This window comes from Streptomyces gobitricini (assembly GCF_039532985.1).
Classification (GTDB): domain Bacteria; phylum Actinomycetota; class Actinomycetes; order Streptomycetales; family Streptomycetaceae; genus Streptomyces; species Streptomyces gobitricini.
The window spans coordinates 341206-365558 of the sequence record NZ_BAAASR010000018.1; the positions used below are offsets into that span (position 1 = coordinate 341206).

General features: G+C 75.2%; 16 protein-coding genes and 1 pseudogene. 6 read left to right on the forward strand and 11 right to left on the reverse strand.

The window, feature by feature from the left end; all coding sequences use genetic code 11:
* Positions 1 to 332 precede the first annotated feature (332 nt).
* Together ABD347_RS16920 and bdeA are read right to left on the reverse strand one after the other, a co-directional pair.
* The gene (locus tag ABD347_RS16920) at positions 333 to 3173 is read right to left on the reverse strand and encodes a helix-turn-helix transcriptional regulator (protein ID WP_344361918.1); all 2841 of its coding nucleotides are present in this window, start codon (positions 3171 to 3173) and stop codon (positions 333 to 335) included.
* Positions 3174 to 3387: 214 nt separating this feature from the next.
* The gene (gene bdeA / locus ABD347_RS16925) at positions 3388 to 4275 is read right to left on the reverse strand and encodes a bis(hydroxyethyl) terephthalate hydrolase (protein ID WP_344362401.1); all 888 of its coding nucleotides are present in this window, start codon (positions 4273 to 4275) and stop codon (positions 3388 to 3390) included.
* 245 nt (positions 4276 to 4520) lie between these two features.
* On the opposite strand from bdeA, the gene ABD347_RS16930 reads away from it, so the two are divergent.
* From ABD347_RS16930 to ABD347_RS16945, 4 genes are all read left to right on the forward strand, one after another.
* Positions 4521 to 5186, forward strand: a complete 666-nt coding sequence (locus ABD347_RS16930; protein ID WP_344361920.1) for a TOPRIM nucleotidyl transferase/hydrolase domain-containing protein — start codon at positions 4521 to 4523, stop codon at positions 5184 to 5186.
* Positions 5187 to 5521: 335 nt separating this feature from the next.
* Positions 5522 to 5893: a hypothetical protein gene (locus tag ABD347_RS16935; protein WP_344361923.1), complete on the forward strand. Its 372-nt coding sequence runs from the start codon at positions 5522 to 5524 to the stop codon at positions 5891 to 5893.
* Positions 5894 to 6061: 168 nt separating this feature from the next.
* Positions 6062 to 10075 (forward strand): nSTAND1 domain-containing NTPase, encoded by a 4014-nt coding sequence (locus ABD347_RS16940; protein WP_425575674.1) that lies wholly within the window; start codon positions 6062 to 6064, stop codon positions 10073 to 10075.
* A 236-nt stretch (positions 10076 to 10311) separates the two neighbouring features.
* Positions 10312 to 11097 carry a C40 family peptidase gene (locus ABD347_RS16945; RefSeq protein ID WP_425575675.1) on the forward strand — a complete coding sequence of 262 codons (786 nt, stop codon included), beginning with the start codon at positions 10312 to 10314 and terminating at the stop codon, positions 11095 to 11097.
* Positions 11098 to 11137: 40 nt separating this feature from the next.
* On the opposite strand, the gene ABD347_RS16950 is transcribed toward ABD347_RS16945, so the two are convergent.
* The 9 genes and pseudogenes from ABD347_RS16950 to pgfA form a co-directional block, all read right to left on the reverse strand.
* Positions 11138 to 11524 (reverse strand): VOC family protein, encoded by a 387-nt coding sequence (locus ABD347_RS16950; protein WP_344361928.1) that lies wholly within the window; start codon positions 11522 to 11524, stop codon positions 11138 to 11140.
* A 67-nt stretch (positions 11525 to 11591) separates the two neighbouring features.
* A complete protein-coding gene (locus tag ABD347_RS16955) occupies positions 11592 to 11885 on the reverse strand; it encodes a Trm112 family protein (RefSeq protein WP_344361929.1) in 294 nt (97 codons plus the stop codon).
* Positions 11872 to 12783 carry a DMT family protein gene (locus tag ABD347_RS16960; RefSeq protein WP_344362403.1) on the reverse strand — a complete coding sequence of 304 codons (912 nt, stop codon included), beginning with the start codon at positions 12781 to 12783 and terminating at the stop codon, positions 11872 to 11874. The genes ABD347_RS16955 and ABD347_RS16960 overlap by 14 nt, the downstream gene beginning before the upstream one ends.
* A gap of 8 nt (positions 12784 to 12791) precedes the next feature.
* Positions 12792 to 13523, reverse strand: a complete 732-nt coding sequence (locus tag ABD347_RS16965) for a class I SAM-dependent methyltransferase (RefSeq protein WP_344361930.1) — start codon at positions 13521 to 13523, stop codon at positions 12792 to 12794.
* Positions 13524 to 13552: 29 nt separating this feature from the next.
* Positions 13553 to 14863, reverse strand: a complete 1311-nt coding sequence (locus ABD347_RS16970) for a condensation protein (protein WP_344361932.1) — start codon at positions 14861 to 14863, stop codon at positions 13553 to 13555.
* A complete protein-coding gene (locus ABD347_RS16975) occupies positions 14860 to 19095 on the reverse strand; it encodes an alpha-(1->3)-arabinofuranosyltransferase domain-containing protein (RefSeq protein WP_344362405.1) in 4236 nt (1411 codons plus the stop codon). Before ABD347_RS16975 ends, ABD347_RS16970 begins: the two co-directional genes overlap by 4 nt.
* Positions 19092 to 19817, reverse strand: a complete 726-nt coding sequence (locus ABD347_RS16980) for a class I SAM-dependent methyltransferase (RefSeq protein ID WP_344361934.1) — start codon at positions 19815 to 19817, stop codon at positions 19092 to 19094. Before ABD347_RS16980 ends, ABD347_RS16975 begins: the two co-directional genes overlap by 4 nt.
* 259 nt (positions 19818 to 20076) lie before the next feature.
* Positions 20077 to 21207, reverse strand: a pseudogene (locus tag ABD347_RS16985) (glycosyltransferase family 4 protein); the annotation flags it as partial.
* Between the two features lie 210 nt (positions 21208 to 21417).
* Positions 21418 to 22416: a cell envelope lipid trafficking protein PgfA gene (gene pgfA / locus ABD347_RS16990; RefSeq protein WP_344361939.1), complete on the reverse strand. Its 999-nt coding sequence runs from the start codon at positions 22414 to 22416 to the stop codon at positions 21418 to 21420.
* A 178-nt stretch (positions 22417 to 22594) separates the two neighbouring features.
* Here pgfA and ABD347_RS16995 point away from each other — a divergent pair, with 178 nt between their 5' ends.
* Positions 22595 to 22747, forward strand: a complete 153-nt coding sequence (locus ABD347_RS16995; RefSeq protein ID WP_344361941.1) for a hypothetical protein — start codon at positions 22595 to 22597, stop codon at positions 22745 to 22747.
* Between the two features lie 6 nt (positions 22748 to 22753).
* Positions 22754 to 24022, forward strand: coding sequence for a PucR family transcriptional regulator (locus ABD347_RS17000; protein ID WP_344361942.1), 1269 nt, complete (start codon positions 22754 to 22756; stop codon positions 24020 to 24022).
* Positions 24023 to 24353 lie beyond the last annotated feature (331 nt).

Below are 24353 nucleotides of genomic sequence, written 5' to 3' on the forward strand. Positions count from 1 at the left end.
CGCCGGGTCCCGGGAAACCGATAGCGCGACGCGGCGTCTTCTCCCTCGCGCGCCCGCCCGGCCGGAACTCACTGGCGCGGGTGGTAAACCGGTGACCGGGCCGGGCCGGCCTCGGCAAGAGCCCTCGCCGGGGCGGGAGTCGGAGCGCCCGAGACCTCGATCCACCGCTGTGCGCGCGGTGTTGCCCCGGCCCGGTGGTGGCGGTCACCGCGCAGAGCGTCGCGGACGCCGGCGAAGTGGCGGGCGCCGCTGGCGGGTCGGGCCGGTGCGCACGGCCCCGCCCGTCTCCGGCGGGCCCCGCATGGCCGGCGGTCTCCGCGCGGGCCGGACGGTCATCCGGCCGGGACGGTCTCCTCCCGGGCGACCAGCCGCGACAGTTCGACACGGGACCGGACCCCGAGGAGCGCGAAGACGTTGCGCAGATGATGGTCGACGGTACGGGGGCTGATGGAGAGCCGCAGCGCCACCTCGCGGTTGGTCGCCCCCTCGGCGACGCACCGGGCGATGCGCAGTTGCTGCGGGGTGAGGCACGCCAGCGGACCGGCCGTCTCCGGCGGGGCCGCCCCGCCCGTCGCCCGCAGTTCGGCCCGGGTCTGCTCGGCCCACACGACGGCGCCGGAACGCTCGAAGGCGTAGAGCGCGTCCTTGAGCCGTCCCCGGGCCTCGCGCGGCCTTCGCCGGCGCCGCAGCCACTTGCCGTACAGCAGCAGCGTGCGGGCGCGCTCGAAGTCGCCACCCGCCCGCTCGTGCCGGGTGAGCGCGTACGCGTACAGCGCCTCCGCCTCCGGCGGCGGGGCCAGCAGGGCGCGGCAGCGGGCCAGCTGCGCGGGGGCCTGCGGATCGGCGCCGAGGGCCGCCCAGCCGGCGAACTCCTCCACCGCGGTACCGGCGTCGGCCGCGCATTCCCCGGCGAGCACGGCGGCCTCCACGAAGCAGGGCGCCATGAGCATCCGTACGGCGAAGTGACCGCGCCGGTGCCCCGGCCGCACCAGGGGGCCCAGGCGGGCGGCCGCGTCCAGGGCCATGCCACGCCCCAGGTCGGCGCGGGCGCGGGCCCATTCGGCGAGGGAGGCGGCCTGGACGAGGCCGTGCGGGCGGGCGATGTCGAGGGCCGCGTCGGCGTGGGCGGTGAGCGTGGCGCCGCCGCCCTCGATCGAGGCCACCAGGGCGAGGACGGCGTGGTGCTGGGCCACGACGTTGCGCTGGCCCGATCGGTGCGCGGTTCGCAGCCCCTCCTCGGCGTGGGCCCGTGCGCGCGCGTGCCGCCCGGCCCGCAGCTCGGCGTAGGCGAGGTGTTCCAGGGCCTGCGGGACGAGGGTGGCGGTGTCCCGCGCCCGGGCGGCTGCCAGGGCCCTCGCGTTGAGGCGGCAGGCGGCGGTGATGTCGCCGAGGACGAGCGCCGCGGCCCCGGCACGTAGCAGCCGTACCGGGTCGTCGTCGTCCCCGGCCCGGTCGATCACCCGCCGCAGCGGCCCCCGCGCGTCCCCGAACCGGATGCTCAGCGCGGCCTGCATCCCGGCCCGGAAGTCGTCGTCGTCCGGATCGCGGGATGCCGTCCCCTGGTCGAGGGCGGTCAGGCAGGCGGGGAGATCTCCGGCGGCCCACGCCGCCTCCATGGCGCCGAACCTGGCCCCACGGGCGCCCTGCGGGTCGTAGGGGTCGAGCAGCGCGGCGGCCAGCAGCAGCGCCTCGTGCGCGTCGCCCACGGGCCCGTCCCGCAGGGCGAGGGCACCGCGCACCAGTTCGGCGCCGCCCCGCACCGCGTCGTGCCCGGCCGCCCCCTCGCGGGCAGCGGCCAGCAGTTCCCCGGCCCGGCGGGGGCGGCCGCCCAGCCGGGCGTACTCCGCGGCGGCCGTCAGCCGGGCGGCGCGGGAGCGGTGCGCGGCGGTGAGGTCGGCCGCCCGGGCCAGCGCCAGGGACCGCTGGAGGGGTTCGGCCCGTACCTCCGCGGCGGACGCGGCGGACGCCAGCTCGGCGGCGAGCCGCGGGTCGGGGCCGTCGGAGGCCAGGGCGCGGTGCGTGAGGTGGGCCAGCCGGTCGCGCTGTCCGTCGAGTACGGCGGCGAGCCGGGCGTGCGCCGCGCGCCGGCGGGCGAGCGGGGCACCGCGGTGGACGGCTCGGCGCACCAGCGGGTCGTCGAACCGGACGAGGTTGCCCTCGCTGCGCGCCACCCCGGCCCGCTCGGCGGCGTCCAGGGCGGCGGGGTCGAGGCCGGCGGCGCGGGCGGCCCGCAGCACCAGGGCCTCGTCGGCGCCGCAGCCGTCCGGGCGGTGCTCGTGGGCGGCGGCCACCAGTAACAGGAGGTCGCGCGTGGCGGAGGGCAGTCCGGCCAGCCGGCCGCCCACGACACGCGTCAGGGTTGGTCCGTCCGCGAGGGGCCGGGGCAGCGGCGCGTGCCCGGAGAGCTGCGCCGGCGACAGCCGGCCGGCGAGGGCGGTGAGGAGGGCGGGGTTGCCCTCGGCCTCGCGGAGCAGTTCGGCACGTACGAGGGGGTCGGCGGCGCCGAGGGCGAGGTCGTCGAGCAACGCGCCCGTCGCGTGCTCGGTGAGCGGGCCGAGGCGGAGGAGGGGGAGTCCGGCGAAGTCGGGGGCGCAGGCCCGGTGCCCGGCCACCGACAACAGGAGGGCGACGCCCGGTGCCGAGTCGACGCGCCGGGCGGCGAAGCCCAGGGCAGCGCGCGACAGCGGGTCCCACAGGTGCGCGTCGTCGACGCAGACGAGGACGGGCCGCCGGTGGCCGGTGCGCCGCAGCAGGTCCAAGAGCACGGTGGGCGGCAGGCCGGTGGCCGGCGTGCCGCTGCGCGCGGTGCCGCCGGGTGCGGTGCCGTCGCCCGAGGGGATGCGGGCGGCCGGGTGGCCGGGGGCGAGGACGCCGGGGGTGACGGCACCGAAGGCGGGGGCGTCGAGGGCGGCGGCGCTGCTCAGCAGTGCGTGCAGCCCACTGAGGGCGAGGTGGCGCTCGGCCGGCGCGGCGCGGGTGTGCAGGACGGTTCCGGCAGCGAAGTCGCGTACGGCCCGGTCCAGCAGGGCGGTCCGGCCCAGTCCCGGCTCGCCTGCGACGAGCAGAACCCCCGAGCGGCCGGACAGCGGGCGCTCCGACAGGGCGGCCACGGCGTCCAGTTCGGCGGCGCGGCCGTACAGTCGTGGGGATGTCCCGGCGGTCGTCTTCGTCACGCCGATCACGTTACTTCCGCGTAACGACTACCGGAAGCCTTGGGTCCACGCCGGGCGTGCGGCTCCTCCAACCACTGCGAACTGGAAGAACAGCCCCCCGGGTGCCCTGTCGGTGGGCATGTTCCCAAGGGCGGCGGGGCAACTCTGTGCCCGGGCACAACGCGGCCCGGTGGCGGCCGCGCCCAGAGGGCCGCGGCCGCCACCGGGGTGGTGGTCAGGAGTTGTGCGGGCAGTTGCCGCGGTACTCCTCGATGGTCAGGCTGGGGCGCGGTATCGGGCAGAGGAACTGCTCGTAGCGGGTGTCGTTGTCGATGAACCGCTTGAGCCAGGAAATGCTGTACTTGGCGATCGTGGTGTCCGAGGTGTTCGGTGTGAAGTGGGAGGCGTTGTTCAGTTCGAGGTACGCCTTGTCGAGCGTGGACGGCAGCGACTGGTAGAACGGCTCGGAGTGCGAGGACACCGGGGCGACCGTGTCACCGTCGGCCCCGATGATCATCGTGGGCGTCCTGAGCTCCGGCCACGTCTTGTCGGTGTTCCAGCCGGTGAGCGGGATCGCCGCCTGGAGTGACGGCCGGCTCTTGGCCGCCTCCAGGGAACCGCCGCCGCCCATGGAGTGCCCCATGACGCCGAGCCGGGTGCTGTCGACGCGGTTTCTCACCGTGCTGCGCTGCGTCAGGTGGTCGAGCGCGGCGAGCAGTTGCCGGCCCCTGCTGTCGGGCTGGTCGAGGGTGCTGTTCGTGTCGATGGTGAAGACGACGAACCCCTGGGAGGCCAGGCGCGGTCCGAGCCAGGCGATGGACGACTCGGTGGCGGTGAAGCCGGGCGAGATCGCCACCGCTCCGAACGTACCTTGGCTGGTGGTGGTCGGGTAGTAGATCGTGCCGCCGCCGAAGCCGCTGGCACTCAGTGAGGAGACGCTGGTCTGCGACACCGCGAAGGGACCGCGCACCGACTCGATGCTCGACGTGGTGGGCGCGGGGCCCCGCTCGTAGGGGTTGTCAGCCGCCTGGGCGCCCGGGGTCATGGCGGTGCTGAGACCGGCGACGGCCAGGAACGCCGCCAGGGCCGCGGTGACCGTCCGGCGGCGGCGCTTACCGGCCACGGGGGCGGCGGTGGGGGCGAGGGTGGGGGTGGAGGTGGAGGTGGGGTTACTGTGCTGTTGCACGACGGAGTCGTCCTCTCTGTCGTGGCGCGTGCGTCCCGGTGCGGCCGGTCCGCATCGCCGTGGCGGGTGGGGGTGCCCCACTGTCACGGCGTCCCGGGCGGTGCGGCATCGGTGTAATCACCGGCCTCGGCGGGGCGGAAAATCAGCCACACCGCTCACCTCAATTTGCGAGACTGACACGGATGGACGATGTCGGACGTTTCCGGTCGGCGGCGGTCGCCTGGGCGGCAGGCGGCCGTGGTGCCGCACCGGCCGCGGCGAGCGCACGGGAACTGGCCGTCCGCGTCCGGCTGAGAAAGGTCCTCCTCGTCGAAGGCCCCAGCGACCGGGTCGCCGTCGAGACGCTGGCCGCCTGCCTGGGCCGGGACCTGGACGCCGAGGGGTTCCCCGTCGTGCCGCTCGGCGGTGTGACCGGCATCGGACGGTTCCTGGAGGTGCTCGGTCCGCGGGGGCTCGGCCTCGACGTGGCGGGGCTGTGCGACGCCGCGGAGGAGCGCTGGTTCCGGCGCGGGCTGGAGCGGGCCGGGCTCGGCGGCACCCTCGGTCGCGCCGACATGGAACGGCGCGGCTTCCACGTGTGCGTGGCCGACCTGGGGGACGAGCTGATACGGGCGGTGGGCACCGACACGGTCCGGCAGGTCATCGTCGCCGAAGGCGAGTGGCGGGCGTTCCGCACGTTCCGGAACCAGCCCGCGCAGCGGGAGCGGACCGTCGAGCAGCAGCTGCACCGGTTCATGGGCACCCACAGCGGCCGGAAGTCGCAGTACGCGCGGGCACTCGTCCGGCGGCTGGACCCGGCGGGTGTCCCCCGGCCCCTGGCCCGCCTGCTCGCGGACGCGACGGCCTGAAGGTCCCGGCGGCGACACGCGCGGGGGAGGATGCCCGCCACCGCCCGGCTTCCACGGCACCGAACACACGCCCGCAAACCGGAGGGCGGTCGGGTGCGGCTCGGTGCGCGACGCCGTACCACTCCGTACGTCCCCGTACGGCCCCGTCGCGAGCGGGTGCCCCGCGGCACCGGTGACGGTGCTCCACGGCTGTTGACTCGCCGCTCCGGAGCGGCTGGTCACCGGTGGTTTCCCGGGGCGTGGCGCGACGGGCAACAGGAAACCCGTTCTCCTCGGTGGTCGCCGTGGACAGTCTGGAGTCGACAGCACGCCGCAAGACCCACCAAGGGGGAAACGTGCGCAAGACGAAGATGATGAGGACCGCCGCGGCACTCGCGCTCGCCATCGGGACGATGACCACGGTCTCCGCCACCCAGGCCCAGGCGGCGGAGGCCGCCGCCAGCCACGGGTGCGCTTCGGGGTACGTCTGCCTGTACCCGGGCGCGGGGTGGAACAACGACCGCCCGACGCACCGGTACTACACGTACGGGGCTCACAACCTCAGCAACATGTACGGGACGTACCGCATCTTCAACAACCAGACCGGCGGGGCCACCGTGCGGACCTGCACCGGGTACAACGGCACCGGCTGCCAGGGCTATCTCGGGGCCGGCTACTACATCGACAAGGACATGACGCCGATCAACTCGATCACCCTCCAGCGGTAACCCCGAGCCCCCGGCATCATGGACAGCTTCCGGAGCCGCCGACCCGGCGACTCCGGAAGTCCTGTTTACGCCACCTCGGACGAATCGTCCGGCCGACGGCCGGACCCCCGCGGTAGCCTTGACCCCTGTCATCTCGCAATCTGGGCGCACCTTGCCACGGGGGATGCTTTGGGGGATCCGGACCGGGGACGGAGAACCGACCGTCCGCACGAGTTGCCCGACGACGCCGCGGTGTCCTTCTCCGCGCGGCTGAGAGACCTGCGGCTGCAACGCGGCCTGTCACTGGCCGAGATGGCGCGTCTGACGCACTACAGCAAGGGCTATCTCAGCAAGATCGAGACCGGCGCCAAGCGGGTCACCATCGACGTGGCGCGCCGTTGTGACCAGGTCCTGCGGGCGGAGGGCGAACTGCTGCGCCTGGTGCGGGAGACGCCACCTCCCCACTCGCCGCCGGAGGACCGGCCGGACGACAACTGCCCCTACCGGGGCCTGTCGGCGTTCGGGCCGCAGGACGCGGGGTGGTTCTTCGGCCGGGAGCGGGTGACGGCCGCGCTGGTCGAGCGGCTGTACGAACGAATCGGCGGCGGACCGCTGTTGGTGGTCGCCCCGTCCGGAGCCGGCAAGTCGTCGCTCCTCAACGCCGGTCTGGTGTCGGCTCTCCGGCGCCGGGGCGGCTTCCCGATGGCGGGTGCCGACGAGTGGCCGCTGGTGAGGTGCACGCCCACCACGCAGCCGCTGCAGGAGCTGTTGGACCGCACCGCCAAGGCCCTGGGGAGCGATCTCGGCATCGGTACACGCCGGTTGAGCGCCCGGCCGGAGGCACTGCTCGCAGCCGTCCACCGGCTGTCGGGCGCTCCGCCTCCGGAGGGCCGGGTGCCGGAAGCCCGGGCGCCCGGGGACGGCCGGGTCGCGATAAGCCCGCCGGCCGGTGACGGGGGGCGGTCGGCCGGCGAGGAGGGGGCGCCGGCCGGTGACGGGGGGCGGTCGGCCGGCGGGCGGGGGCCGGGCGCCGAGCCGGGGGGGGGCGGCCGCCGCCCGCCGCCCGTCCGGCCGGTGCTGATCGTCGACCAGTTCGAGGAGCTGTTCACGCTCTGCTCCGACGAGGACGAGCGGCGCGCGTTCGTCCGCGTCCTCACCGCTCTCGCCACCTCCCGGCCGGAGGTCACCGGGTACGACCCGGCCGTCGTGGTGATCGGCGTGCGGGCCGACTTCACCGGCAGGTGCCTGGACCTCCCCGAACCGGCGTCGCTCTTCACGGACGGGCTGTTCGTGGTGCCCCAGATGTCCGTGGCCGAACTGCGCGAGTCCATCACCCGCCCGGCACGGCTCGCGGGGGTCACGCTCGAACCGGGACTGGTCCCGCTCCTGCTGCGGGACGCGGGCCTGCGCGACGACACGGGCACGGCGGGCCCCCAAGGCGCGCCGGCGCGGGCCCCGTCCGGCGCCCTGCCCCTGGTGTCCCACGCGCTGATGACCACCTGGCAGCGGCGCGAGGGTGCCACGCTGACCGTCGCCGGGTACGAGGACACCGGCGGCATCCAGGGGGCGGTCGCGCGTACGGCCGAGGACGTGTTCGCCCGCCTGTACCCGGCCGAGCAGAAGGTCCTCCGCCGGATCCTGGTGCGGCTGGTCCATGTCGCCGACGGCGCCGGGGCCACACGGAGGCGGATGGGCCGGACGGCCCTGCTGGAGCAGCTGGCCGGCGCGGAGGGTGCGGCGGGCGCGCTCGACGCCTTCGTCCGGGCCCGGCTGATCACGATGGACAGCGACACCGTCGAGATCACTCACGAGGCCCTGCTTTACGCCTGGCCCCGGTTGCACGGCTGGATCCACGCCGACCGGGCCGGGCTGCTGATCCACCAGCAACTGGCGCACGCCGCCGAGGACTGGGAGCGGGAGGGGCGCGACCCGTCCGCCCTCTACCGCGGGGCCCGGCTGGACACCGTACGGGCATGGGCCGACGAGCTCGACGGGGCGAGCAGGCTGAGCCCCCGCGAGACGGCCTTCCTGCGCGCGAGCCGGGCGGAGGAGGAGGGCCGCGCCGAGCAGGCCAGACGCCAGGTGAGGTGGCAGCAGCGGATGCTGGCCACGCTCGTCGTCCTGCTGGCCCTCGCGCTGACCGCCGGGGGCGTGGCGTACCAGCAGCGGGCCGGTGCCCTCGACCAGGAGCGGGTGGCCCGTTCGCAGGCGCTCGCCGTGCGGTCCACCTCCCTGGCCTCCGGTCAGCCGGAGGCGTCGATGCTGCTGGCGGAGGAGGCCTACCGCACCAAGGCGACGACCGAGGCGCGCGGGGCGCTGCTCAGCACCCAGTCGCAGCCCTTCTCCGCCCGGCTCCGCGGTCACCGCGGGCCGGTCAACGCGGTGGCCTTCGCACCGGTCGACGGGCTGCTGGCGTCGGCCGGTTCGGACGGCACGGTACGGCTGTGGCGGGTGGCCGACCGCCGGACGACCGCGACGTACACCGTCCCCGGGCGGGTGCGCGCGGTCGCCCTCGCCCCGGACGGGCGGACGCTCGCGGCGACGTCCACGGCCGGACCCGTACGCCTCTGGGACACCGCCGGGCGACGGACCGGACCGGTGGTCCTGCCCGCGCGCACCACGGGCGCGCGGGCCGTGGCCTTCGCGCCGCGCGGGCGGACACTGGCCGTAGCGGGGGCCGACGGCACGGTCCAGCTGTGGGACGTCCCGGCGGCGCGGGCCGTGGCGTTCCTCAGCGGCCACGTGGGCCGGGTCAACGCGGTGGCGTACGCCCCGGACGGGGGGACGCTGGTGTCGGTCGGCTCCGACCGGACCGTACGGCTGTGGGACGCCGTCAGCGGCCGGTCGCTGGCCGTCCTGCGGGGGCACACCGACGAGGTACTCGGGGCCGCCTTCGCCCCGGACGGGCGGACGGTCGCCACCGGTGGCGTGGACCGGACGGTGCGGCTGTGGGACACCGGCCCGCGCCGCGCCGCGCGGGTGCTGACCGGGCACGACGACGACGTCAACGCGGTCGCCTACACGCCCGACGGCACGATGGTGGTCAGCGCGGGCGGTGACGGTACGACGCGGCTGTGGGACGTGCGCAGTGGGCGGCCGGCCATGACGCTGACCGGCCACACCGACTACGTGCTCGGGGTCGCCGTGGATCCGGGCGGCGGGCTGCTGGCCACCGCGGGGTTCGACCGGTCGGTGGCGCTGTGGGACCTGCGGGGCTCGGTCCTGGCGTCGCGTCCGTTCACCGAGATCTGGCAGGCGGCGTACAGCCCGGACGGGACGCTGATGGCCACCGCCGACGCCGACCACACGGTGCGGCTGTGGGAGGTGGCGGGACGCCGGGTCCTGGCGACGTTCACCGGCCACCGGGAGACCGTGTTCTCGGTGGCCTTCTCGCCCGACGGGAGGACGCTGGCGTCCGCCGGCTCCGACGGCACGGTCCGCCTGTGGAACGTGACCTCCCGCCTCCCCTCGGCCGTCCTGACCGGTACCCGGGGGGACGTTTTCTCGGTGGTCTTCTCGCCCGACGGCAAGACGCTGGCGTCCGCCGGCTCCGACGGCACGGTCCGCCTGTGGGACACGGCCACCCGCCTCCCCTCGGCCGTCCTGACCGGCCACACGGACTTCGCCAACGACGTCGCGTTCAGCCCCGACGGGCTTACGCTGGCGAGCGCCGGCGACGACCTGGCCGTACGCCTGTGGGACGTGGCCACCCGCCGGCCGCTGACCACGCTCACCGGCCATACGGGCGCGGTCCGGGGCGTGGCGTTCGGCCCGGACGGCCGGACGCTCGCCAGCAGCGGCAACGACGGGACCGTGCGGTTGTGGGACGCCCGGCTGGGCCACTCCACCGGAACGCTGACCGGTCACACCGGTTCCGCGCGGGGCATCGCGTTCTCCCCCGACGGCAGGACGCTGGCGAGCAGCGGCAACGACCGTACGGTCCGGGTGTGGGACGTGCCCGGGCGGCGGCTGTGGGCGGCGCTGACGGGTCATACGAACGCGGTGTGGGGCACCGTGTTCTCCCGTGACGGACGGACCGTGGCCAGCAGCAGCAACGACGGCACCGTGCGGCTGTGGGACCTGGACGTCGGGACCCGGCTGGCGGAGATCTGCCGGGTGCGGCAGCGCATCGGCCCGCAGGAGCGGGAGAGGCTGCTGCCGGGTCTGCCCGCCACCGTGGACGACGCCTGCGCGGGTCGCTGAGGGCGCCGGTCGCCGGGGTTTCCCGGGTGTTTCCCGTTGACCGTCCGGGTGGGGTGCCGCCGGGACCTCGACGTGCGGAGGGCACGGCCCGCAGGCTGCTGCCCAGTCAGGTACGTCTCCAGGAACGAGGGCCCAGCATGCTTCGCCGCTTCCCACTCGCCGGAACGCTCTCCGGATTGGCCGCCCTCCTCCTCTGGGCACCGGCGCCCGCGTCAGTGGCCGCGACCGTGCGGCCGGTGACCGCGACGCCGTCGGTGGCGGCCGACGGCGCGTGCGCCGTGCGCGCGCCCGGAGCCTCCGCCGCGGCCGAGCGCGCCGTGGCCGCCGCGTGCGAGCAGGTGGCGGCGGGCGTCTGGTACACGTGGGGCGGCGGGCACGGCGCCAAGCCCGGCCCCACGTACGGGCGGGTCGACCCGACCGACCCGGCCAGCGAGCACGACCCGGAGCGGCTCGGCTTCGACTGCTCAGGACTGGTGCGCCACGCCTACGCCGAGGCCACCGGGGCGGACATCCTCGACGGAGTGGCCGGCGCCCAGTACTACACCCACCGCGCCGCGAAGCGCTTCACCGCGGCCCAGGGGCTCGCCCCGCTGGTCCCCGGTGACCTGCTGGTCTGGGGCACGTCCCAGAAACTCCACCACATCGCCCTCTACCTCGGCGCCGGCAGGATGGTGGAGGCGCGGCAGTCGGGCACCAGGCTGATGGTCAGTGATGTCCGCCTGGACGGCGGGTACTTCGGTGCGGTCCGGGTCGACACCGGCCCGGTGACCGGCCATGTCTTCCGGACCTGGGGCACCGGTGTCTGGACCAAGGCCCAGCCGTCCACCAAGGCCGCGCGCGTGTACGCCTTCCCCGGGCCGACGACGGTCCGCGTCCAGTGCCAGAAGCGCGCGGAGACGGTGACCTCCGACGGTCACACCAATGACGCCTGGTCCTATCTGCCCGACTACGGGGCGTGGGTCACCAACATCTACATCCAGGGACCCGCCTGGCTGAACGGGGTCCCCGGCTGCGCCCTCTGACGCCCGCCCGGCCGCTTCGCCCCACGCGAGGCGGAGCGGTTCAGGGCCGGTAGCGCAGTGGGTGGTCTTCGGGCACCTCGGTGAGCACGATGCGGTGGCCGTCCGGGTCGGCGATCCACATCTCGATCAGGCCCCAGGGCTCGCGCACGGGTGCCCGCAGCACCCGTACGCCCCGGCCGGCCAGCTCGTCGTGCGCCGCCGCGCAGTCGGCGACCTGCATCCACAGCCGCAGCGACGCGGTCGGCGGCTCCTCCGAGCGGCCGGAGACCTCGAGGAACCCACCGCCGAGGAAGTAGACGGTTCCGCGCTCGGGGCCGGTACCGAACTCCCGGTAGACGGCGAGGCCCAGGGTCTCGCCGTAGAAGACGCGCGAGGCGTGCGGATCACGGGGACGCAGCAGAACCCTGCTGCTCAATACGTGCACCATAGGGGGACCCTACGCCGACGATCCGGTCGAGGGGCCCGGTTCCGGCCGGCCCCCGTCCGCACGCGGCTCACGGAGCCGGGCGGGGCCTTCCGGGCGGCCGACCCCCGTCCGCACGCGGCTCACGGAGCCGGGCGGGGCCTTCCGGGCGGGCGTCCGTGGTCCCGGGGGCGAGGAGCCGTTCGTGTTCGGCGTCCGTGACCTGGGTGCCCGAGGACGGCAGCAGTTGCGGGATGCCGTCGGTGACCGGGTACAGGCGGCGCAGGCGCGGATTGTAGAGGGCGTCGCCGGTGGGGAGGAGGCTGAGCGGGCCCTTGTCCAGGGGGCAGACCAGGATTTTCAGCAGCGGGTCATCGGGCTTCATGGCGCGCCTCTCTCGGTTCTGGGGTGGTCGGGAAGGACAGCGCGAGGAGTACGGAGACCGCCAGGGACGCCCCGGCGAGGAGCAGGACCAGGCGCAGGGGGTCGCCGGGCAGGGATTCGCCGAACACGAGGGTGCCGAGGGTGGCGGTGTACAGGCACGAGGTCGTGGTGCAGACGGGGACGACCAGTGACGCCCGGCAGCGCTGCAGGGCCGTCTGGGACAGGACGAGGCCACCGGCGCCGGTGATCAGCAGCAGGTACGGGTACGGGGTGGCCGTCAGCGAGAGGGCGGAGGCGAGCGGCGCGTCGGGGGTGAGACGCGCGGAGATGCCCTTGATCGCCAGGGAGCTCACGCCGTAGACCAGGCCGATGGCGACGGCGTACGCGACCCCCGTGGGGGGCGCCGCCTTCGGCCGGCGGGCGGTGCGGCGTTCGGCGCCGGCGTACAGCGAGAACCCGGCGGCGAGCGAGACGCCGCCCAGGGCGAGGACGGCTCCGGCGGACGCCGTGTCGCCGACCGCGTCCGCGTCCGGGCGCAGTGAGGCGACCATCATCAGCAGCGCGGCGAGGATCCCCGCCGTGGCGTACCGCTCACGGGTCGACAGGCGTTCGCCGAGGACCACGGAGGACAGCAGGAGCAGCAGGACGAGGCCCGAGACGAACAGTCCTTGCGCGGCGGCCATCGGCAGGGTGCGGTACACCACCAGCTGTGCGCCGAAGCCGGCCGCCAGGGCCAGCGAGCCGCCGATCCACAGCGGGCTGGCGAGCAGCAGCCGCACCAGGCGCAGGGGGTGGCGGACGCTGAGCGACGGGATGCCGGACAGGGCGCGCTTCTCCAGGACGAACCCGGAGCTGTAGAGGACGTTGGCGGACAGCGCGGCCGCCACGCCCCACCACATCGCGCTCGTCACCGCGCGCGCCGCGCGTGCGCCAGCAGGATCGAGGCCGCGCTCGGTACCGCGCAGGCGAGGCGGTCCACGGGGCGCAGGGCGCGCGGTACGCCGTGGAACGGGGCGCCTGCCACGCGGACGACCTCGAACCCGGACGCGGCGAGGAACTCCCGCAGGGCGCGCGCGGTGTAGAGGCGCAGGTGGCCCACCACCTCGGAACCCGGCCGTCCGTGGATGCCGCGCAGGCTCACCTCGGAGAACACCGGCTGGACACCAGCGAGGAGCAGCGCCCGGTTGTACCAGGCGGCCAGGTTCGGGGTGGACAGCATCAGGTGGCCGCCGGGTGCCAGGACGCGGCGCAGTTCGTCGAGCGCGCCGTCCGGGTCGACGAGGTGCTCGACGACCTCGCTGAACAGCACCGCGTCCGCCGAGCCGTCCGCGAACGGCAGCCCCCCGCCCCCCAGTTCGCCGCGCACGACCGTCCCGACGCGGAGTGCCGCCCGGCGCAGCGCGTCCTGCGACCAGTCAACGCCGATGATCCGCTGGCCGGGGAGCAGCCGGGCGGCGACGGCCGCCGCGGTGCCGTCGCCGCAGCCGACGTCGAGGACCGTGGCGCCGGTCCGGCCGCGCAGGGCATCGGCCAGCATCCGCGCCTGGCGGCGGCTGCGGGCGTCACCGGAAGCGACGGGGACGGCCGGGTTCTCGTAGAAGTCGCGCAAGCCCCCCGGGGGTCGGGCGGTGGTGGTCATGGGGGTGGCTCCCTCGTCCGGTGGGGCGTTCACGCGCGCGGACCGGACGGACCGGTCGCGTCGAGGTAGTGGGCGAACAGGTCGCGCAGCCGGGCGCCGTCGTCGGGGCCGAGCAGCGCGGCCGACCAGCGCAGCGCCAGATGGAGCCGGCCGCCGGTGCTGGCCGTGGTGACCGTGAGCCCGCGCGGCATGCGCGCCGGGGCGGAGAACCAGACGGCCCGTGCCGCGCCCGCCCCTTCGCCGAAGTCGAGCGGATAGGGCACCCGGCCGATGTTGCTGAGCAGCGTGGTGGACGTCCAGGGGGCTAGGGCGCGGCGCGCCGCGCGAGCCATCGTGGCGCGGACTGCGACGGGGAGGACCGGTGCGGTCAGCAGCGTGGCGCCGCGGCCGAGCTGGGGGCGGTGCAGCGCCTTGAGCGCGCGGGTGCGGGCGGCGGTGAGCCGGAGCAGCTCGGTGGTGGGCAGGCTCGACTCGGCCGGGGCGAAGGGGACTTCGACCAGGCGGGTGCCGTTGCCGATGGGCATGTCCGTCCCCCGGGTCCGGTCGTCCACGGGCATCGTGATCCGCAGTGGGCGGGGTGGTCCGCCCCGCTCGCGGTTCCAGTGCGTGATCATCCGGGCGGTGGCCACCATGAGCTGGTCGTTCACCGTGTAGGCGGCGTCTCGGGGCCGGCCGGGTACGGGCAGTTCGGTGACCAGCATGCCGTTGGTGTGTCCGGCGCCGGGGGTGCCCCGTGCGACCCGGGCGACCCGGGCGAACCCGGTGCCGTGGGCCTCGGGGAACAGGCCGCGTGGCGCCGCGCCGCCCGCCGGGCGCACCGGAGGGGCCTGGGGCGCGTTGTCCCGGCCGCCGTAGAGTTCCGCGGCGGTCGCCAGCACCCGGAGGCAGGCGGGGCCGTCGAGTGCCGTGTGGTTGACGGTGAGCAGCAGGACCCGGTCGATGATCTCCAGCCGTACGGGTGGGGACGAGGTGAGGGGCGGTGCGTCGCTCAGGGCCCGTCGCCGGGCCCGTTCCAGCGCGTCGGGCCCGGGACGCGCCACGGAGACGACCTCCGTGCCGGGGTCGGGGCCGGTGGTGAGTTCCCATTCGTACCGCCGCCGGTACCAGGGCCCGGGCGCCTGTCGCATCAGGACGCGCGGGTGGCGCCGCAGCGCCTCGGTGAACGCGGTGCGCAGTCGCGCGGCGTCGGGGCGGCCCGGCAGGTGCACCTCGATGTGGACGGTCTCCGGCTCCCGGGGCGTCAGGCAGTGCCGGGTCACTTCGTCGACCGTGGAGAAGGGCACCCGGGTGAGCGGCTCGTGCCCGTCCAGCCGGGTGGAGTGGTGGTGCGGCGCGGTCATCGGCCGTTCCCCTCTGGGCGTGGGCGTTCGGCGGGTGGTCGCCGCCGCGGGAGCGGGGTGGTGTCCGGGCCGGGTGGCCGCGCCGGCCGGGTCCCGGACGTCTCCCCGGGCTTCCGGGTGGTCACCACCGCCGCCGCGAGGGCCGTCACGGCGAGGAGCTGGGCGACCGGGCCGAACGCCCCGTCGCGCGCCGACGGCAGCGCGCCGGCCTCCCACGCGGCCACGATCCCCGCCGCGCCCATCGCGACCAGCGCCACGGGCACCAGCAGCGAGCGCCGCAGGTGCGCGACGGCGGCGAGGGCGGGTACGACGAGCGCCGCCCATCCGGCGACCAGCGCGACGACCACCGTCAGCGCCGCGACCCCCAGTACGCGGCCCGGAGCCGGGGGCTCCTCCAGCGCGTCGAGGCCGGGGCGGCCGCGTCCGCGCCCGAGGACCAGCACCAGGCCGGCCAGCACCAGGAGGCCCACGGCTCCGGCGGCGAGCCCGGCGACGTACCACCGCGCGGGGGCGAACTCCAGCTCGACGGTGCCGCCCTGGCCCTCGGGGACGAGGAACCCCTGCTGCCAGCCGTCGATCCGTACCGGAGTCAGCTCCCGCCCGTCCAGGGTGGCCCGCCAGCCGTCGTTGTGGTTCTCGAACATCTGGAGGTACGAGGCGGGGCCGGCGCCCACGTCCACGGTGCGCCGGTCGCCCGGCCAGTCGCCGACGGTCAGGGTGCGCCGGTCCGCCGGTCCGGCCGGCCGGGGCGCCTCGCCACGGGTGAGGCTCAGGTCGGTGATGGCGAGGGGCCCGGTGTCGCCCGCCTCCACCCGGTGGGTGCCGGCGGTCAGCCGGGCGGTGCCGTCGCGTTCGGCGCCCGCGCACAGGCGCACGTCGACCGGGCGGCGTTCCGTCAGGTCGAGGACCCGGCCGCGGGCGCCGGTCGCGTGGAGCGTGCCGTCGATGGACAGCACCGGCCCCTGGCCGCAGGGAAGTTCGAACGTGGTGCCGGGGTCCGGTTGCGGCACCCGGAGGTCGTCGAGCGCCGGTACGTACACCTCGCTCAGCCCCACCGGAAGTTGGAGCCTTCCGTCGGCGACCGGGTTGTGGAGGGTCAGCGGCGCGGTCCGTGACACGGTGATGTCGAGCCGGTCGGTCGTGATGGGCTGGAAGCGGGCGAGGCCGTTCTCGTCGACGGAGGCGGTCGCCGCGCCGTCCGGTGAGCTGATCTCCACCTGCTGGGCGCGGGTGGACAGGCCCCCGGCCGGTGCGAACACGATCTCCCCGACCGCCCTCTTCTCCGGCCACCGGAGGTGAATCACCGCGCGTTCCCCGGCGATCCACGCCGTCGTGAGGTCTCCGTCGACGAGGTTGCGCGGGGTGAGGGAGGAACCGAGCCTGGCCGTCGAGTCGGCGGTGGCGGTGAGTCTCCTGCGCTGCTCGGGCGCCAGACGGTAGAGCAATTGGTCGAGCGCGTCGCCCGGTACGGGCAGCGCGGTCGCCCGCAGCGTGTACGCGCCCGCGGTCCGGACCGTGAACTGCCGGTGCAGGCCGACTTCGGCGGACGCCGGTGACAGACCGCCGGGGTCGCTGCCCCGGTGCAGGGAGTAGACCTCCTGGAGCGCACGGTCCTCCCCCGCGGTGTCCTCCGGGAGCGCGAGCAGCCGTGTGACGGTGACACCGGGGATGTCGACGGAGGAGAAGCCCGCTCCGGTCAGCCCGGGGGTGCCCTGCTGGGCCCCCTCGATGGTGATCTTCAGGTAGGCGCTCTCCCCTGCCGGTGTCCGTACGGTCTGCGGCGTGCCGTCGGGGCGGAGCGCGCTGACCTCGCTCCCCCGCTCGGTCTCCACGCGTACGGAGGTGGCCGCGGCGCGCAGTCCGCCCGAGGGCAGTGGCGTGACCCGTATCGAGCCGGGGAGGGACAACTTGCGTTCGAAGTCGATGCGGAGCCACTGCCCCACCGGGGAGTCGGCGCCGCCCTCGGTCCAGGCGGTGTCGGGGTTGCCGTCGAACGCGTTCACCGGGTCGTACTGCGGGAGGTGGAACAGCCAGTTGCCGCTGCTGGACGCGGTGACGGAGGCGGCTCCGCGCAGCACGGCGACCGTCTGGTGGCGGAGATCGTCGGTGGGCAGGATCTGGCGGGGCGGGCGGCCGGGGTCCTGCACGCTGCCGGAGGGGTTCCGCTCCGTCGCCGTGTAGGTGTACGAGGTGTTGGTGTGGACGAGCCCGAACCGGGTGTCGGCCCGTCGCAGTCCGTCCGCCACGGCCCGTACGGAGGGTGTGCCCAGTCCCGGGGCGGCGTCGCCGGCCAGCACGGCCGGCCGGTCGCGCGTCGACGGGTCGGCGGACAGCCGCAGCAGCGCCTCGGGGCCGCCGCTGACGACGGCCGTGTCCGCGACGGGCCGCACGGCAGCCTGCCCCGGCCGTTCGGCGGCCTTGGGCGGCTCGTAGATCTCCACGGCCTGCTGGCGGGGGTAGAGGCCCTCGATCTGTACGGGGGTGTCGTCCGGGATCCGCCCCCCGGTGAGGACCGGCCCGAATCCGGTGACACGCCGGTAGCCGGACGCCTCCAGGGTGCGTTTGACGGTCTGTGGGGGGACGTACCCGATCTGGTCGGGGTCGAGGTCGTTGCGTACGACGACGTGGTGGAGTCCCGCCCTGCCCACGAAGTCGCTCAGGCCCGGAACTTCGCCGCCGGACAGCAGGGCCTGCTCCACGGCGTCCATCGCCCGGCGGTTGCCGGGGGTGCCGAACGGCACGTAGTCGCGCTGTGCCCAGGGGGAGTCGGCGAGGACGTCGAGGGGCTGGTCGATGGTGGTGCCCCAGGTGTATATGCCGTGGGCCGTCGCGGGAACGACGAGCGCCCGGCCGGTCGGCGCGTGCTCCTCGAGCCAGTCGGCGGCGCGCTCCCAGTGGGTGGGCAGCTTGCGGAAGGCACCGGGCTGGAGGATGCTCCCGTCGGCGTACGGCAGGATCAGGCCCGGCAGGACGAGGGCGGCCGCGACGAGCGGTACGTACGGCCGTCCGCGTGCCGCGCGTCCGCCGCGCCGGCGGGCGAGGACCGCGGTGAGGTGGGCGAGACCGAGCATCAGGGCGAGCGCCAGGCCGGGCTGGAACTTGTAGATGTTGCGGAAGGGCACGAGCCAGCCGTTCAGCCAGTCCTGCACGGCCGTGTGGAACAGCCCGCCGAGCGGGCCGCCGTACCCCGCCAGGGTCACCAGGGCCACCGACAGCACCACCAGCAGCAGCCAGCGGCGTTCCGGGACGTCCCGGCGGGCGAGACCCGCCAGCCCCAGGGCGGCGGCGAACGCGGAGCCCAGCACCGCCAGGACGGAGGTCGCCACCGTCCAGCCGGCGGGCAGCCACGCCTCGCCGAAGTGCAGGTACGCCACCCAGTTGCCGGCGCCGCGCAGCATCTCGGTGGCGGACATGGTGGCCGTGGTGGTCTGCGACTGCTCCACGTACGGCAGGAAGTTCTCGCCGTGCAGGCCGAGCAGGAGCAGCGGCACCACCCACCAGGCGGTGGCGAGGAACACCCCGGGGATCCACCACGCCAGCAGGGACCGGCGCCGAGGGCCGGCCGGGCGGCTGAGCAGGTACAGGGCGACCGGCAGCAGGGAGGCGAGCGTCGACGCCGCGTTGACCCCGCCCATGAAGGGGATCAGCAGCGCGGAGCGCAGCGCCGCCGCCCTGGCCGTGAGGCGCGGGTCGGTGAGCGGCAGCAGCACCCACGGCAGCATCGCGCCCGGCAGCGCGGCGGCGGACGTGGAGCCGACGACGACGGTGAACACGGGCCACAGCGCGTAACCGGCGGCGGCGAGCAGCCGGGTGCTCGCGGTACCGGCCCCGAGCCGTTCGGCCAGGCGCAGCGCGCCCCAGAAGGCGGCCGTCACGATGATCGAGAGCCACAGCCGCTCGGCGAGCCACACGGGCAGCCGTGCCAGGTCGGTCAGCGCGTAGAACGGGAGCATCGGAAAGGCGTAGCCGACGTACTGGTCGAAGATCCCGCCGAAGCCGGCGCGGCTGTGCCACAGCTCGCCGAGGTCCGCGAGGAACCGCAGGGGGTCGAGGGCGACGCCCAGTTTGGTGTCGAACGTCATCCGGCCCGGTGCCACGGCCAGGAAGGCGGTCAGGACGGCGGCCCAGAACCCCCACAGCCAGCGGCGGGAACGCGGTCCGTCGGCCGGACCGCGGGCCGGCGGCGCCCCGGGCGCGGGGGTGCGGGGAGGCGCGGGTGTCGTCGTGGTCATGGGCACCGCCGGAGGATGAGGAGGAGGTTCCAGGTGGCGAACTCGCGCAGCAGCGGCACCCGGGTGACCAGGTCCGGCAGGAACGGCCAGTAGCGTGCGCGGGCGGACACCACGGCCACGTCGTCGCGCGCCCGGACCTGGCGCAGGGTGGCACCGACGTGGACGCGGAAGAGGTTCTCACCGAGGACGTGCTTGGCCGGGCGGCCGGTCCGGCGCTCGTAGCGGCGGCGCGCCCGCTCGGCGCCCAGGTAGTGCCAGGGCGCCCACTCGTGGCCGCCCCACGGGGAGTACCAGTTGGTGAACGACACGTAGATCAGCCCGCCGGGGCGGGTGACGCGGACCAGTTCGCCGAGGAAGGTCCTGGGGTCCTCCACGTGCTCCAGCACGTTGGAGCAGAAGCAGACGTCCGCGGTGCCGTCGGCGAGGGGCAGCAGGTACCCGTCGGCGACGACGGCCCCTTCGGGCGGGCGCCGCGACCCGGTCAGCTCGCACGGGTCCGGTTCGAAGAGGTAGCCCTGGGCGCCTCTGCGCCGGAACTCCTCGGTGAAGTGGCCGCCTCCGCCGCCCACGTCGACGACGACCCTTCCGGCGAGCGGCTCGTACCGTTCGACCTGGTTCGCCGCGTCGCGGGCGAGGAGCTCGTAGAAGCCCTCCGGGTCGGACGGTTCGCGCAGGAAGCCCCGGAAGAGGGCCACGGAGCGGCGCAGTGAGGGGTCCTTCATCGGCTCAGCCCCGGCGCGGGGCGGTCGGCCCCGTCGTGGCGGCCGGGTTCGCCGGCGCGGTCGGGGCGGTGGGCGCCGTGGTGTCCGTCGGAGCGGTTTCGGCGGCCGTGCGCGGCGGACCGCCCGGCGCGGGGGCCGCGCCGGGGTGGCGGCCGCCCGCCGCGGCGTCGCGCACGGGTAAGGCGTCGCGCACGGGTGGGGCGTCCCACCCGCCGCCCGTAACGCGCCCGGGAGCCGCGCCGGGTGCCACGGCCCCGTGGCGGGCGGCCGCCTCCGTCGCGACGTCCCGGAAACGCCGTACGGTCGTGTCCCACCGGTAGCGCCCGGCCCGCAGGGCGGCGGCCCTGCCCATGGCCTCACGCCGCCGGTGGTTCAGGGCGAGCGCGCACCAGGCCGCCGCGAAGGCGCTCTCGCCGCGGACCAGCGTCCCGGTGACGCCGTCCTCCACGGAGTCCCGCAATCCGGGTACGTCGAAGCCGAGCGACGGCGTACCGCGCTTCGCCGCCTCGGTGACGACGAGTCCCCACCCCTCGACCGCCGAGGGGTGCAGCAGGAGCCAGGAGGCGCACAGCAGCCGGTGCTTCTCCTCCTCCGGCACCCGGCCCGCGAAGACCACACCGGGGCCGGCGAGGGCTTCGAGCCGCCGGCTCTCCGGGCCGTCCCCGACGATCACCAGTTTCCCCCCGGTGACCGGCCGCACCCGCTCCCAGAGCCGCAGCAGCAGGTCGATGCGCTTGTACTCGACCAGTCGGCCGACCGCCAGGAACAGCGGTTCCGCCGATTTCGGCGCCCTGGGCCCCGGCTCCTCGACCCCGTTGTGCACGATCCGGATCCTGTCCGGGTCGACCCCGAGGGCGCCGAGCGCCGACGCGGTCGACTCGGAGACGGCCACCAGGAGGTTGTCCCGCTGGGCGCCGGACAGGGCCCAGCGCTCCAGGCGCCGGCCGATCCCGGCGGCGGGGCGGGGGTAGCGCATGCCCCACAGCTCGGTGTGCACATGGTTGACCAGGCAGAGGGTGGGCCCCCGGTGCCACAGCGGCGTCAGGTAGGGCAGGCCGTTGCACACCTCGACCAGCAGGTCGCAGTCGCCCACCTGACGGGCGAACGCGGCGGGGGCCCTGAGGAAGTGGCCGAGGTCCCCGCCCGCCGAGACGACCCGGTAGTCGCGGTACACGGCAGGGCCCCCGCACAGCAGGGTGACTTCGTGGCCCAGCTCCGTCAGGCCCTCGGCGAGCCGGTCGACGAGGAGTTCGGAGCCGCCGGCGGCGGGGTTGCCGAGGTCGCGGCGGGAGAGGAAGACGATGCGGCGGGGCGGGCGGAGGGAGCCCTGGGGCGACCGTGCGCCACGGGGGACGGCCGTGGTCAGCGTGGGGGGTACGTGCTGGGGCATACGAGCTCCAACTCGTTCGGGTCGGTAACCGGATGACGATGCTGCGGGCCGGAGAGCGGTCGCCGGCGCCGGGTGGGGGACGGAGCAGGTGAGGGGACGCCCGGGGAGGCGGACGTGGCGGTGCGGTGGGTTGGTCAGTTTTCGGCAACTCCGCCGGTTCAGCTACTCACCCGGATGACAAATTCCGCCCGGACGATCGTCGGTCTCGCGTCACATCGCTGGCGCCGGGCCGGAATCCCGCCCCTGTCCCCGGGCTCCCCGGCCTCCCCGGCCTCCGCGTCCGCCGCGTACGAGGAGCGCCGCGCCGGCCGCCGCCAGCAGGGTGCCGAGGACGGCCGCGCCGAGGGGCACCGTCTCGCCGAGCAGCCGCAGCTTGCGATTGTCCGCCGCGGCCAGCGCCACCTGCGCGCGCTGCGTGGCCGGGGTGAACTCCATGCGCCGGCTGTCCAGCAGCACCACGGCGTCCCTGGTCGAGCCGGGTGCGCGCAGGACCTTGCGCGGACCGATCGCCGCGTTCACGATGCGTCCCGTCCGCCGGTCGACGACGAGTTCTATGCCGTGGTTGGAGTACCACTCCTCGGCGAGGACCTGGGGCCGGCCGGGCTGCCCCACGAGCCGGCCGGGCACCAGCCGGGTGCCCGTCCTGGCCGGTTCGACCCGGCCGGTGAAGCGGTACCCCTCGTGTCCCCGCACCTTCTGCGTTCCGTCGAAGCGGAGGGTCACGGTGGAGCCGAGAGTGCCGTCCCACCAGCGGTATGACCGTTTCTGTACGTCGAAGGGGAACTTCAGGTAGGCCTCGCCGTCGAAGACCGGTGTCTCCTGGCAGCAGTGCACCGGTTCGTTGGTGCGCCGGTCGGTGACCCAGCGCTCCAGGGTCCACTGGAGGGAGTCGTGGGTGGCGGCCGCGGGCAGCGTGTCCTGGGAGTCCACCGAAGTGGAGACGTCCCACACGGCCTTGCCGCTGCGGACGCTGTCGGCCACGTCGCCGCGTACCTGACGGGTGATGGTCAGCGGCCGGCCGGTGACGGTTTCGATCCGGCGCGTGTCGAAGTAACTGCCCGTACCGGTGAAGACGGTGACGGTGTCGACGTCGATGGGGGTCACCTTGGCGCGTGGCTGGACGTACTGGACGAGTAACGGCGCGAGGACCAGCAGAAACACGCCGGTCCCGAGCAGGATGAGGGACAGGGGGGAAGCGGTGCGACGCATTGCGGACACTCCGTGGGGGCCGGGACGAGGTTGCGCGGCGTATACGTGCACTCCGTATGGGCCGGGAACCGTAGGGGTCCCCTTGACGGACTGTCAATGCACTGATGCGATGGGGTGGTCGCCGTCCGGGGTGGCGGGCTCGTGGTGGGGTCCCAGCGTCAGAAAGGCTGACCCGACCATGCCCAGACTGCTCGCCGCCGCTCTCACCGTGGCGGTCGCCGCGGCGCTCGCCGTGGGCGCGGCCCTCGCCATCGTGGCCCTGCTCGACGCCACCCCGGAACAGCCCAATGTGCCACTGATCAGCCACCAGACGGCTTCGCCCCGGGGGTGACCCGAGTTGACCGGAGTGGACACGCAGGCGCCGGCCGGTGAACGTGCGGCCTGGGCGGACCTGCCGCGCCGACAGGTACGCGAGTTCGCCGACCGCGCCATGGAAGAGGTGCCCGCACTCGCCCAGGAGATCCTCGACACGATCTGCCGCGAACACCCCCGGATGCCGCTCCTCGTGGACGAGTCGGGGGAACTGGTCGCCCTGGTCGGCATCCGGCGCGCCCTCGAGGAGTTCCTCCAGCACCTCGTGTGCGGATCCGGCAGTCCCCAGCTCCACCTGGAGGTCTTCCAGGACTTCGGTCGCGGGGAGGGGCAGCAGGGCCGCACGCTCGACTCCCTCCAGGCCGTCTACCGGCTCGGGGTGCGCCTCGCGTGGCGGCGGCTGGCGGCGATCGGCCACGAGGCCCGGATCCCGCCCCCGGCGATGTATGACCTGGCGGAGGCCGGGTTCGCCTTCCTCGACGGCCTGGTGGACCAGACGGTACGCGGCTACGCCGAGGCCGCCGCGCGCCAGGCGGGCGAACGGCTCCGGTTGCAGCGGAAGCTGACGCAGGCCCTGCTGGGCGAGTACCGCGCTGACCGGTCGCGCCCCCTGGAGGAGTACGCCGCCCACGCCGCCCGCATCGGCTGGACGCTGCCCCAGCGGGTGGCCGTGGGGGTGTTGATGCGGCCGGCCCGTGACTGTGTGGCGCCCGCCCTGGGGGCGGAGGTGCTGCTGGACATGGAGCGCGAACAGCCGCTGCTGTTCGTTCCGGACCCGGGGGTGCCCGGGCGGCGGGAGCAGGTGCACCGGGCGCTGCGGGGCTGGACGGGCGCGATCGGCCCGGCGGTCCCCCTGGCGGACGCGGCGGCCTCGCTGCGGTGGGCCACGGAGGCGATGAGCCTGATCGAGCGCGGTCTGCTGCCCTCGGGGGACCTCCTGTACTGCACGGAGCACATCGACGCGCTGGTCCTGCTGCCGCCCGAGGAACTGATCGAGGCACTGTCCGACCGGTGTCTGGCTCCGCTCGCCGAGCGGGGGCCGACGCAGCGCCGACGGCTGGCGGAGACCCTGCTCGCCTGGCTCGAGACCCGGGGCGGCGCGCCGGAGATCGCCGCACGGCTGGGGGTGCATCCGCAGACGGTCCGCTACCGGATGCGGCAGATCAAGGAGCTGTGGGGTGATGACGTGGAGGACCCTGACCGGCGGTTCGAACTGGAACTGGTCCTCCGCGCCCAGCGCTTACAAGGCCGGCTCGCCCTGCCCGGCCCCGCGGGTCATGGCACGGCCCCGTAGGACACCTCCCGGCCAAAGCGGTTCCGGGCGAGGCCGCACGGGGGCTGGTGGTCGGCCGCGTCCGGGAGGGCCGCCGGCGGGGCTCCGTGGCCACCCGGTCCGGGGGCGTACCGGCCGTGTGCGGCAGCCGCCGGCGGCCGCCACCGGGAGGCCCCTGGCCGGCCCCGGCTCGCTCCGGCCGGGCCAGGCACCGCGAGCGGGGTGTGTCCGGCGCCGAGGTCGTTCCCGTATGGGCACCGCCATCCGCCGGGCGGAGGGGTACGGCCCACCGCGGAGACGATCCGGCACGGCCGGCGGCCACTTGACTCCTCACCCAGCAGCCGAGATTCTC

Coding starts and splice junctions, on each gene's coding strand:
- ABD347_RS16955 (WP_344361929.1), bottom strand. CDS start 11,885: ATGAAGCCCGATGACCCGCTGCTGAAAATCCTGGTCTGCCCCCTGGAC.
- ABD347_RS16960 (WP_344362403.1), bottom strand. CDS start 12,783: ATGTGGTGGGGCGTGGCGGCCGCGCTGTCCGCCAACGTCCTCTACAGC.
- ABD347_RS16995 (WP_344361941.1), top strand. CDS start 22,595: ATGCCCAGACTGCTCGCCGCCGCTCTCACCGTGGCGGTCGCCGCGGCG.
- ABD347_RS16950 (WP_344361928.1), bottom strand. CDS start 11,524: ATGGTGCACGTATTGAGCAGCAGGGTTCTGCTGCGTCCCCGTGATCCG.
- pgfA (WP_344361939.1), bottom strand. CDS start 22,416: ATGCGTCGCACCGCTTCCCCCCTGTCCCTCATCCTGCTCGGGACCGGC.
- ABD347_RS16980 (WP_344361934.1), bottom strand. CDS start 19,817: ATGAAGGACCCCTCACTGCGCCGCTCCGTGGCCCTCTTCCGGGGCTTC.
- ABD347_RS16975 (WP_344362405.1), bottom strand. CDS start 19,095: ATGACCACGACGACACCCGCGCCTCCCCGCACCCCCGCGCCCGGGGCG.
- ABD347_RS16970 (WP_344361932.1), bottom strand. CDS start 14,863: ATGACCGCGCCGCACCACCACTCCACCCGGCTGGACGGGCACGAGCCG.
- ABD347_RS16965 (WP_344361930.1), bottom strand. CDS start 13,523: ATGACCACCACCGCCCGACCCCCGGGGGGCTTGCGCGACTTCTACGAG.
- ABD347_RS16930 (WP_344361920.1), top strand. CDS start 4,521: ATGGACGATGTCGGACGTTTCCGGTCGGCGGCGGTCGCCTGGGCGGCA.